The sequence below is a fragment of the Streptomyces aurantiacus genome (assembly GCF_001418335.1).
In the GTDB taxonomy this organism is placed as follows: Bacteria; Actinomycetota; Actinomycetes; order Streptomycetales; family Streptomycetaceae; genus Streptomyces; species Streptomyces aurantiacus.
The window spans coordinates 1-11,122 of sequence record NZ_LIPP01000321.1 but is presented as its reverse complement, the minus strand read 5'-3'; the positions used below and the strand labels follow the sequence as shown (position 1 = coordinate 11,122).

The 11,122-nt window shown below is 70.5% G+C and carries 9 protein-coding genes and 2 pseudogenes; 4 read left to right on the top strand and 7 right to left on the bottom strand.

From position 1 onward, the window contains the following. The 3 genes and pseudogenes from AOK01_RS44505 to AOK01_RS33105 form a co-directional block, all read left to right on the top strand. Positions 1–255 (top strand): annotated as a pseudogene (locus AOK01_RS44505) (hypothetical protein); the annotation flags it as partial. A 45-nt stretch (positions 256–300) separates the two neighbouring features. Further along, positions 301–2,190, top strand: coding sequence for a S9 family peptidase (locus AOK01_RS33110; RefSeq protein ID WP_055518218.1), 1,890 nt, complete (start codon positions 301–303; stop codon positions 2,188–2,190). A 108-nt stretch (positions 2,191–2,298) separates the two neighbouring features. After that, on the top strand, positions 2,299–3,177 hold the full coding sequence (locus AOK01_RS33105) for an SURF1 family protein (protein WP_055518216.1): 879 nt from the start codon (positions 2,299–2,301) through the stop codon (positions 3,175–3,177). Between the two features lie 53 nt (positions 3,178–3,230). On the opposite strand, the gene AOK01_RS33100 is transcribed toward AOK01_RS33105, so the two are convergent. The 7 genes from AOK01_RS33100 to AOK01_RS33070 form a co-directional block, all read right to left on the bottom strand. After that, positions 3,231–4,676, bottom strand: a complete 1,446-nt coding sequence (locus tag AOK01_RS33100) for a hypothetical protein (RefSeq protein WP_245702525.1) — start codon at positions 4,674–4,676, stop codon at positions 3,231–3,233. Next, a complete protein-coding gene (locus AOK01_RS33095) occupies positions 4,673–5,248 on the bottom strand; it encodes a SigE family RNA polymerase sigma factor (RefSeq protein ID WP_055518214.1) in 576 nt (191 codons plus the stop codon). The genes AOK01_RS33100 and AOK01_RS33095 overlap by 4 nt, the downstream gene beginning before the upstream one ends. 572 nt (positions 5,249–5,820) lie before the next feature. Continuing rightward, positions 5,821–6,942, bottom strand: coding sequence for an aspartate-semialdehyde dehydrogenase (locus AOK01_RS33090; protein ID WP_281181468.1), 1,122 nt, complete (start codon positions 6,940–6,942; stop codon positions 5,821–5,823). Further along, positions 6,939–8,213 (bottom strand): aspartate kinase, encoded by a 1,275-nt coding sequence (locus AOK01_RS33085; RefSeq protein ID WP_055518213.1) that lies wholly within the window; start codon positions 8,211–8,213, stop codon positions 6,939–6,941. Before AOK01_RS33085 ends, AOK01_RS33090 begins: the two co-directional genes overlap by 4 nt. Positions 8,214–8,490: 277 nt before the next feature. After that, positions 8,491–9,150, bottom strand: coding sequence for a DUF5063 domain-containing protein (locus AOK01_RS33080; protein ID WP_055518211.1), 660 nt, complete (start codon positions 9,148–9,150; stop codon positions 8,491–8,493). 124 nt (positions 9,151–9,274) lie between these two features. Continuing rightward, entirely contained in the window at positions 9,275–9,874 is a 600-nt protein-coding gene (gene recR / locus AOK01_RS33075) for a recombination mediator RecR (RefSeq protein WP_055518210.1), read from the bottom strand. A 196-nt stretch (positions 9,875–10,070) separates the two neighbouring features. Continuing rightward, on the bottom strand, positions 10,071–10,421 hold the full coding sequence (locus AOK01_RS33070; RefSeq protein ID WP_079103968.1) for a YbaB/EbfC family nucleoid-associated protein: 351 nt from the start codon (positions 10,419–10,421) through the stop codon (positions 10,071–10,073). Between the two features lie 319 nt (positions 10,422–10,740). Here AOK01_RS33070 and AOK01_RS46685 point away from each other — a divergent pair. Beyond that, positions 10,741–11,122, top strand: a pseudogene (locus AOK01_RS46685) (SLATT domain-containing protein); the annotation flags it as partial.

Genomic DNA, 11,122 nt, shown 5'->3' with positions numbered 1-11,122 from the left:
CCCCCGGCCCCCTCCACTCCGGACCGCGACCGCGACCGCGATCGCACCGCCTCGGCTCCCGGTCGGCCCTCGTCTCCCGGTCGGCCCTCGACTCCCGGACGACCACCGTCTCCCGGACGGCCCTCCGGTCTGGTCTGGGATCTGCCGACCGATTACGTCCTCGGCCCGGGGGACCGTGTCGTCATCGCCGCCACCCGGCGCGGCCTCGCCGAGCTGCTGGGACGGCGACCCCGCGCGGAGTTTTCCACAGGCTGAGGACCCCGTCTGCACGATGTCGTCCTGTGCGTGCACTATGGGGCCATGACTGAGAGCAACGGGGCCATCCCGCCCGAGGGAACCATGCCCGACTGGGAGAAGCGCTTCCGGGCGCCGCGGGTGTCCTTGCCGGACTGGGCGGAGGACGCCCCGCACCGGTCCCTGTTCGTGTCGAACGCGACAGGGACGTACGAGTTGTACGCGTGGGACCGTGAGACGGGCGCCCAGCGCCAGGTGACGGACCGGCCCAACGGGACGACGGACGGCGTGCTTTCGCCCGACGGCGAGTGGATCTGGTGGTTCGACGACAAGGACGGCGACGAGTTCGGGATCTGGAGACGACAGCCCTTCGCCGGCTCCGGCACCGGTTCCGGCACCGGTTCCGATACCGGGTCGGGCACCGGGTCCGGCACCGACGGCGGTGCGGCCGTTGCCGACGAGCCCGCGGCTCCCGGGCTCGACGCCTCCTATCCCGCGGGGCTCGCGCTCGGCCGGGACGGGCGGACGGCGATCGTCGGCCGGTCCACCGACGAGGACGGTTCGACGATCTACGTCAGCCGGACCGGTGAGGACCCCGTCGAGGTCTACCGGCACCGGGAGTCGGCCGGCGTGGGCGACCTCTCGTACGACGGATCGCTGATCGCGATCGAGCACACCGAGCACGGCGACGCGATGCACTCCGCGCTGCGGGTGCTGCGGATGGACGGTTCGGCGGTGGCCGAGCTCGACGACACCAAGGGCGGCACCGTCGAGCGGGGCCTGGAGGTGCTGGGCTTCGCACCGGTCGGCGAGGACACGCGGCTGCTCGTCGGGCACCAGCGGCGCGGGCGCTGGGAGCCGATGGTGTGGGACGTGGCGTCCGGCGAGGAGACCGACCTGGAGCTGACCGCGCAGTTGGCCGGCGACCTGAGCGCCGAGTGGTATCCGGACGGCTCCGCCCTGCTCGTCGTCAACAGCTTCGAGGCGCGCAGCGAGCTGTGGCGGTTCGACCTGGCCACCCGCGGGCTGGAGCGGGTGCGGACGCCGAAGGGCACGGTGTCCGGGGCGACGGCCCGCCCGGACGGCAGCGTGGAGTACCTGTGGTCGTCGTCGGCCGAGGCCCCGGTGGTCCGCTCGACGTCCGGCGAGATCGTCCTGGATCCCCCCGGCATGAAGGCGCCGGAGTCGGTGGCCGTCGAGGACGTGTGGGTGACGGGTCCGGGCGGCCGTATCCACGCGCTCGTGCAGCGGCCGGCCGGAGCGACGGGTCCGCTGCCGACCGTCTTCGACATCCACGGCGGCCCGACCTGGCACGACAGCGACTCGTTCGCGGCGGGCCCGGCGGCCTGGGTGGACCACGGGTACATGGTGGTCCGGGTCAACTACCGGGGTTCCACCGGGTACGGACGTGAGTGGACGGACGCCCTCAAGCACCGGGTCGGCCTGATCGAGCTGGAGGACATCGCGGCGGTCCGGGAGTGGGCGGTCTCGTCCGGCTCCGCCGATCCGGACCGGCTGATCCTGACCGGCGGCTCGTGGGGCGGCTACCTCACCCTGCTCGGTCTGGGTACGCAGCCCGAGGCGTGGGCGCTCGGCATCGCCGCGGTACCGGTCGCGGACTACGTGACGGCCTACCACGACGAGATGGAGGCCCTCAAGGCGATGGACCGCACGCTGCTCGGCGGCACTCCGGAGGAGGTTCCGGAGCGCTTCGAGGCATCGTCCCCGCTGACGTACGTCGACGCGGTGAAGGCGCCGGTCTACATCTCCGCGGGGGTCAACGACCCGCGCTGCCCGATCCGCCAGATCGACAACTACGTGACCCGGCTGGCCGCGCGCGACCTGGACCACGAGGTGTACCGCTACGACGCGGGGCACGGTTCGCTGGTCGTCGACGAGCGGATCAAACAGGTCCGGCTGGAACTGGACTTCGCGGAGCGGCACCTGGGCACGTGATACCCGGGATCCTTGCGGGCGGGCGGGGGAACGGGTAGGTAGGCGGGCGGGGCCGGCTGAGGCACCCCCTCGACCGCGCTCACCGCGAGGCCCCGTACCTTTGAGGTTGTGTACCGGTTCCTGCTGACGCCCCGCTGGTGGGGGATCAACGTCTTCATACTGTTGGCCATCCCCTTCTGCGTGTTCATGGGGTCGTGGCAGTTGAGCCGGTTCGAGGACCGGGTCCAGGACCACCGCGACGCCGGCGAGCAGGCCACGGCTGCCAAGACCCAGGCACCCCGGCCACTCGCCCGGCTGCTGCCGGTGGACAAGAAGACGTCGGGCATGCAGGCCACGGCGACGGGCCGGTACGGGAAGCAGTTGCTCGTGCCGGACCGGGAGCTGGACGACAAGAGCGGCTTCTACGTCCTGACGATGCTCCGTACCGACGACGGCAGGGCCCTGCCGGTGGTCCGGGGCTGGCTCCCCGGTGACGCCGGCACCACGAAGGCCCCGGCGGCTCCGGCCGGCGAGGTCACCGTGACCGGCGCGCTCCAGGCGTCGGAGTCACCCGGGTCGAACGGGGTGCCCGCAGCCGGGGGGTTCCCCGCCGGGCAGACGGGGGCGATCAGTTCGGCGTCACTGGTGAACCTCGTGCCGTACAAGCTGTACGACGCGTGGATCACGCTCGCCGAGGCCGACCCTGGGATGAAGGCCGTGCCCGCCACGGCTCCCTCGGACACGGGCCTGGACCTGAAGGCCTTCCAGAATCTGGGCTACACCGGTGAGTGGTTCGTCTTCGCGGGCTTCGTGGTCTTCATGTGGTTCCGGCTGATGCGGCGCGAGGTGGAGTTCGCGCAGGACGCGGAGCTGGGTCTCACGGAGGAGACTCCCGATCCCGATCCCGGTCCCACTCCTGCTCCCGCAGAGGGTGAAGCCTCCCGCGAGGCCTCCCGGGAGGACAGCGACACCGGCAGCGCGAAGGTGTCGTCCTCTCCTACGGCCTGAGTCGTGGTCCGGGTGACCGCGGCCCGAGCGGTGGTGGCTCGGGCCCGTTGTCGTCAGGCTCCGGACAGCAGCCCGGTGCGGTAGACCGTCCCGGCACACGCGTTGGACACGGCCGTCGCAGTCGTCGGTGCGCCGCCTTCGGCCGCGTAGGACACGTTGACGCTTCCGTCGACCGTTCCGTCGGCCCTCATGAGCTGCGCGCTTTCGCCGATGGTGCCGTCCGACGTACCGCCGCTGGGGTTGGACGTGGGGGTCGGGTCGGGCGAGGGGTCCTCGCCGCCGTTGCCGCCACTGGTCGGACAGGTCTCCGAAGGCACCCAGGCGAACTTCACGGCGTACGCCCCGCCCGGTCGCAGCACGAGGGAGGAGGCGTACGTGGACGGGTCGGGCAGCCCGGCGGCCGGGTCGCCCGCCACGTGCAGAAGCGTACTGAGCTTGGACTGGTCCGCGGCGCCCAGCGCGGCCGGGGACACGGAGCCGCCGCCGACGACCGTACAGGTGGCGGTCGAGACGTTGGTGATCGTGAAGGTGCCGTAGACCGCGCCGGTGCCGTCGGGGGCTGTCGCACCTCCATTGGCGGCGATGAGTTGCGCCGATGTGCAGGTGGGCGCGCTCGCGGAGGAGGCGGACGGCTCGGCGCCCGCGGTACTGCCGGCGCCTCCCTTGCCCTTGCCGGACCCGTCCTTCTTGCCGCCCTTGCCGGAGCCCTTGGTCGAGCCGGCGGAATCGCCCGAGCCGCTGCCCGCGGAGGCTTCCTTGCCCTCGTTCGCGCCGCCCCGGGTCGCCGAGGCGGCGCCCGCCATGGACGGGTCGGCGTCGGAGCCCGTGGCGTTCGAGACGTGCAGGAGGGCCGGGACGGCCGTGCCGATGAAGAGCGCGGCGGCTGCCGCGCCCACCAGGGCCTGGCGCTTGCGCGCCCGCCTGGCCGGTACCGCGCGCCGCAGGTGGTCCAGCGTGCCGTCGGTCGGCTCGATCTCCTCCACGGCCTGGTGCAGCAGCCGCCGCAGGCCCAGCTCGTCGGAGCCGAACACGTCCAGCACGTCGTCGTCGTCGGAACCGGTCCCGAAGCCGGTCCCGGTCCCGGTCCCGTCGGCACCCGAAGCTCCCGAACCCACGGGCTTCGTACCCGCAGGCTTCGTACCCGAGGATCCCGTACCCGAGGACTCCGTACCGGAGTCACCCGAGGCATCGCCCGACGCATCGGCCGCCGCGTCGCCGAACGCGGTCTTGGCCGGCGCGCTCCCGGCCGCCCCACTGCCGTCCTGCGGGTCGTCCGAGGAGGTGGCCGACGGGTCGGCCGACGGATCGGCTGACGGGTCGGCCGAGGACGAACCCGGCAGGTGGCCTTCCGGGTCCGAGTGGCCCGGCTCTTGCGGGCCCGAGTTCTCCGAGAGGGGGCCGTGATTCACAGTTCCGTTCCCAGCGTGCTGCTCATGCTCGTCGGCGTCGCCGAGGCGACCGGGTTCCTCGTTGCGTGCTCGCTCGTCGTGCCCGCTCATGCCGACGCCTCCATGACGACGCGCAGCGCCGCGATGCCGCGCGAGCCGTACGCCTTCACCGAGCCCAGCGAGATGCCGAGGGTCTCGGCGACCTGCGCCTCGGTCATGTCCGAGAAATACCGCAGGACCAGGACCTCGCGCTGGCGCCGCTGGAGTCCCTTCATCGCCTTGATCAGGGCGTCGCGCTCCAGCAGGTCGTACGCGCCCTCCTCCGCGCTCGCCATGTCGGGCATCGGCTTGGAGAGGAGCTTCAGGCCGAGGATGCGACGCCGCAGTGCGGAACGCGAGAGGTTGACGACGGTCTGGCGCAGGTAGGCGAGTGTCTTCTGCGGGTCACGCACGCGCTTGCGCGCCGAGTGCACCCGGATGAAGGCCTCCTGGACGACGTCCTCGCAGGACGCGGTGTCATCGAGGAGGAGTGCCGCGAGACCGAGGAGCGATCTGTAGTGGGCACGGTAGGTCTCGGTGAGATGGTCGACGGTCGTGCCGGCCGCCAAGGCCTCGTCAGCGCCTTCGCGCTGATGCGGGATGCGGGTCGACCGCGCTGCGGGCATGGGGGCGATCACCGGCATGCCGCCGGACGCACCGGACGTTCGGGGTCGGCGGGGCGGACGCAGGGCCGTGCCGTGCGTCGATGGGAGTGCGCCCGGTCGGGCGGACCCGAGAACCGGAGAGAATTCGAGTACCTCAGCCACGCCAGTTGGACACGCGGACCCCCGTCGGGGTTGTACGCGACGGGCATCACTTTTACGTCGGCTTTTACGTCGGACTGCATGCCAGACAGTGCGCTAAATGTCCTCATACGTAAAAGCTCATCCCCTATGCCCCATATGAACGTGGCGTCCGGTCACCCCTGCAGGGCGACCGCAAAGACGCTCCCCACCCACCGCGTGGTTGCGGAGAGCGGGGAGGGAAATCTTCGAACGCCAGAGGCTTCGGGTTGCAAGTGGTCCGGACCACAGCTTCGCCCCTCGACGACGGCCGGACCACAGAAGTCACACAGATCCTACAAAGGATTCAGCTTACAACCACAGGTTTTCCGGTCTGGACCTGACCAGGACCCAACCAGAACCCAGCCAGAGCCCAACCAGAACCCGACCCTGTCCCCACCAGAACCGCCCAGGCACGCGCCCGAAGCGAACCGTCACAGCTCCGCCGCCACCAGTTCCGCGATCTGTGCCGTGTTCAGCGCGGCGCCCTTGCGCAGGTTGTCCCCGCAGACGAAGAGCTCCAGCGCCGTCGGGTCGTCGAGCGTCCGCCGCACCCGCCCCACCCAGGTGGGGTCCGTACCGACCACGTCGGCCGGCGTCGGGAACTCCCCCGCCGCCGGGTTGTCGAAGAGCACGACGCCGGGCGCCGTGGCGAGGATCTCGCGCGCCCTGTTCACCGTCACCTCGCCCTGGAAGCGGGCGTGGACGGTCAGCGAGTGCGTGGTGACGACCGGCACCCGTACGCAGGTGACGGCGACCGGCAGGTTCGGGAGCCCGAGGATCTTGCGGGACTCGTCCCGCACCTTCATCTCCTCCGAGGACCAGCCGTCCTCGCGCAGGCTCCCGGCCCACGGCACCACGTTGAGCGCCACCGGCTCCGGGAACGGCCCGGTGTTGTCCCCCACGGCCCGCCGTACGTCGCCGGGGGTCGTCCCCAGTTCCGTACCGGCGACGAGCTTCAGCTGCTGCCGCAGGGTGTCGACGCCACGCTGTCCGGCGCCGCTCACCGCCTGGTACGAGGACACCACCAGCTCGCGCAGCCCGAACTCGGCGTGCAGCGCGCCCAGCGCCACGATCATGGACAGCGTCGTGCAGTTGGGGTTGGCGACGATGCCGCGCGGCCGGACGCGGGCGGCGTGCGGATTGACCTCGGGCACCACGAGCGGCACCTCCGGGTCCATCCGGAACGCGCCGGAGTTGTCGACCACGACGGCCCCCTTGGCCGCCGCCACCGGCGCCCAGCGCTCGGCCACCTCGTCGGGTACGTCGAACATGGCGACGTCGATCCCGTCGAAGGCCTCCTCCGTCAGGGCCACCACCTCGACCTGCTCCCCGCGCACGGACAGCTTGCGGCCGGCCGAGCGCGGCGAGGCGACGAGGCGAATCTCGCCCCAGATGTCCGCGTGCTGGGACAGGATCTGGAGCATGACCGTGCCGACGGCTCCGGTCGCGCCCACGACCGCGAGCGCCGGCCGCCCGGTCTTCGCCGTGAGTGCCGACTGCCCGGTCTTCGTCGTACGCCTCCGTACGGGGCCTCCGTACGGCGGGACGGTCATCGTCCGGTGCCTCCGTAGACGACGGCCTCGTCGCTGTCGGAGTCGAGCCCGAAGGCGGTGTGCACGGCGCGCACGGCCTCGTTGACGTCGTCCTGGCGGGTCACGACCGAGATGCGGATCTCGGAGGTCGAGATCAGCTCGATGTTGACGCCCGCGTCGGACAGCGCCTGGAAGAACGAGGCGGTGACGCCCGGGTTCGTCTTCATCCCCGCGCCGACCAGGGAGATCTTGCCGATCTGGTCGTCGTAGCGCAGCGAGTCGAAGCCGATCGCGTCCTTCGCCTTCTTCAGGGCGTCGATGGCCTTGTGGCCCTCGGACTTGGGGAGCGTGAAGGAGATGTCCGTGAGGCCCGTGGAGGCCGCGGACACGTTCTGCACGATCATGTCGATGTTGACTTCGGCGTTCGCGATGGTGCGGAAGATCACCGCGGCCTCGCCCGGCTTGTCCGGGACGCCGACGACCGTGATCTTGGCTTCGGAGATGTCGTGCGCGACTCCGGAGATGATGGCGTGCTCCACCTGCGCGTCCCCTTGCGGATTCTCGTTGCTGACCCAGGTGCCCGGCAGTCCCGAGAAGGACGAGCGGACGTGGATCGGGATGTTGTAACGGCGTGCGTACTCGACGCAGCGGTGCAGCAGCACCTTGGAGCCCGAGGCGGCGAGCTCCAGCATGTCCTCGGAAGAGATCCAGTCCATCTTCCGGGCCTTCTTCACCACCCGCGGGTCGGCGGTGAACACACCGTCGACGTCCGTGTAGATCTCGCAGACCTCGGCGTCGAGGGCGGCGGCGAGGGCGACGGCCGTGGTGTCGGACCCGCCGCGCCCCAGCGTGGTGATGTCCTTCTTGTCCTGGCTCACGCCCTGGAACCCGGCGACGATCGCGATGTTGCCCTCGTCCAGCGCCGTCCTGATGCGGCCCGGCGTGACATCGATGATGCGCGCCTTGTTGTGGACGGAGTCTGTGATCACACCCGCCTGGCTGCCGGTGAAGCTCTGGGCCTCGTGGCCCAGGTTCGCGATCGCCATCGCCAGCAGGGCCATGGAGATCCGCTCTCCCGCGGTCAGCAGCATGTCGAACTCGCGCCCGGCAGGGATCGGGGATACCTGCTCGGCGAGATCGATCAGCTCGTCCGTCGTGTCACCCATCGCCGACACCACGACAACCACCTGGTTGCCGTTCTTCTTGGCGTCGACGATTCGCTTGGCGACGCGCTTGATGCCCTCGGCATCGGCTACGGAGGAACCTCCGTACTTCTGCACGACAAGGCCCACGTGCGCTCCTCGCTCAGTCCGTCTCGTACCGCGCGGCTGCGGTCGACTCAGTCTAACGAGCGGCCGAATCCCACCCCGGTGATATCGCATCGTGAGACGTCCCGCTCACTGGCTGATCACCGGGGACCCGGGCCCACCGGACTCCTGTCGTCCGGCGCCCTCGACCGCTCCAGGACCGCATCTGCCCTGCCCGGACTCACCTCACTCGCAAAGTGCGCCGCGTCACACCTCCCGGTGGGCGGACACACCGGAACGCCGACGTGCCCGCGGCTGGGCGCTACTTGGCCTCTCGCAGGCCCAGGGGAGCTCCGATCTCCTCCGCCATCACACGGCCGGCCTCCTCCGCGAGGGCGTCCTCGCTGAGGTCCTGGTCCGTGTCCAGGCCGTCCAACTCGTCGAGGGGCTGGTTCAGGCGGACGTGGGCCACCAGGGACTGGAGGGCGCGCAGGGTGGCCGAGGCCGTGGAGCCCCAGTTGGAGAAGTAGGAGAACTGCCACCACCACATGGCCTCGGTGGTGCGGCCCGCCCGGTAGTGGGCCATGCCGTGGCGCAGGTCCGTCATGACATCGGCCAGGTCGTCCGAGATCCGGGCCGGGACCGGGGGCTTGCGCGGCTCGTACGGGTCGAAGACCTCGGAGTAGACGTCGACCGGGTCGAGCATCTCGGCGAGCCGTTCGCGCAGCCCGTCGACGTCGGGTTCGGGGCCCAGGTCCGGCTCGTAGCGCTCGTCGGGAAGGATGTCCTCGTGCGCGCCCAGCCGGCCGCCGGCCAGCAGGAGCTGGGAGACCTCCAGGAGCAGGAAGGGGACGGCCGAGTCCGGCTCGTCGCCTCTTGAGACCTCGGTCACGGCGACGAGGAAGCTCTCGACCTGATCCGCGATCTGGACCGCGAAGTCGTCGGGGTCCGGAGCGGTCGCGTGCAGCGTGGCGTCAGACATCTAGAAGCCGGCCTTCCTCAAGAACTCCGTCGAGAAGTTCACCAACAAGTTCGTCAACCCGGTCGGGAAGTTCCACAGAACTTCGTTCCGCACATCACGTACATCACGTACATCAACCAGTCGTTCAGACATCCAGCAGCCGCCTTCCCTCGAAGGCGCGCCCCAGGGTGACCTCGTCGGCGTATTCGAGGTCGCCGCCCACCGGCAGTCCGCTGGCGAGGCGGGTGACCCTGAGCCCCATGGGCTTGATCATGCGGGCGAGGTAGGTGGCCGTGGCCTCGCCTTCCAGGTTCGGGTCGGTGGCCAGGATCAGCTCCGTGACCACGCCGTCGGCGAGCCGCGCCAGCAGCTCCCTTATCCGCAGGTCGTCCGGGCCCACGCCCTCGATCGGGCTGATCGCGCCGCCGAGCACGTGGTACTTGCCCCGGAACTCACGCGTCCGCTCGACCGCGACCACGTCCTTCGGCTCCTCGACCACACAGATGACCGAGAGGTCGCGGCGCGGGTCGCGGCAGATGTTGCACAGCTCCTCCTGCGCCACGTTCCCGCAGGTGGCACAGAAGCGGACCTTCGCCTTGACCTCCATGAGGCACTGCGCGAGACGGCGCACGTCCGTCGGCTCCGCCTGGAGGATGTGGAAGGCGATCCGCTGCGCGCTCTTGGGACCGACGCCGGGCAGCCGCCCCAGCTCGTCGATGAGGTCCTGGACCACGCCTTCGTACACGGATTGCCTTCCTGTCTTCCTGCTCGTTCTTGTGGTTGTTCTTGTGTTTGTTCTTCTGCTTGTCGTTCAACTCGTCGTTCAGTACGTTCCACAGCTCGTTCCGCAGCTCACCCGGTACGTGCCATGGTCCCGCCTGTTCTCTTCGTACGTACGGTAGTTGGCGGTCCGCCTTCTTAGAAGGGACCGCCGGACCGACTTAGAACGGCAGGCCGGGGATGCCGCTGCTGCCGCCGCCGCCGAGACCCTGGGCCAGCGGGCCGAGCTTCTGCTGCTGGAGCGTCTGGGCGTTCTCGTTGGCCGCCTGGACCGCCGCGACGATCAGATCGGCGAGGGTCTCGGTGTCCTCGGGGTCGACGGCCTTCGGGTCGATGACCAGGGCGCGCAGTTCGCCGGAGCCCGTCACCGTCGCCTTCACCAGGCCACCGCCCGCCTGACCGTCGACCTCCGTCCGCGCCAGCTCCTCCTGGGCGTTCGCGAGGTCCTGCTGCATCTTCTGGGCCTGCTGCAGCAGCTGCTGCATATTGGGCTGGCCACCACCGGGAATCACGATCAGCTCCTGGTTCGTACGGCTGTGAGTACGGCTGTGAGTAGTGCGTTCGGGTACGGCTTTCCGGCGGGGTTTCCGCCTTGGCACGAGCCTACGTGGTCTACCGGGCCGTCGCTTCAGCACTCTTTCGAGTGAGAGGACGGGTTGGCCTATACCTGATCAGGGCCCCCGTCCGAGCGGAGAAGACCTGAAAGCGGGGCTGTCGCCACCCATTGGGAGGTAGTAAGGGAACGGCGAAGGGTGTGGTGCGTCAGCACCTCGCACCACGTTACCGTCACGCAACGTCACGATTAGGGAGCGTCGGGTGAGCCAGCCGGACATGCAGCCCGAAGGGTCGGCCCAGGACGGTCGGGGCGACGGTTCGGGGCCCGGGGGGCACGGGCCGGGTGGGCGCGGGCCCGGCGCGCACGGGCCGGGCCCGCAAGGCTTCGGTGCGCGGGGGCCCGGTACGCGGGGACCGGGTGCGGCCGGGCCCGCGGGTCGCTCGCCCCGGGGGCCGGAGCCCGGCGATCTGACGGGGCGGGCCTTTCCGCTCGGCGACTGGGGAGAGCCGGCCGAGCGGCTCCACGAGCTGTACCGGTGGGTGGAAGCGGGGGCGCTGACCACCGCGTCCTGGTACCTCGCCGACCGGGTCTGGAAGCTGGCGGGGAGCGCGGGCGCTGCGGGCGGGGGCCGCCGTGGGGGGCCTCGCCGGGGCCGCG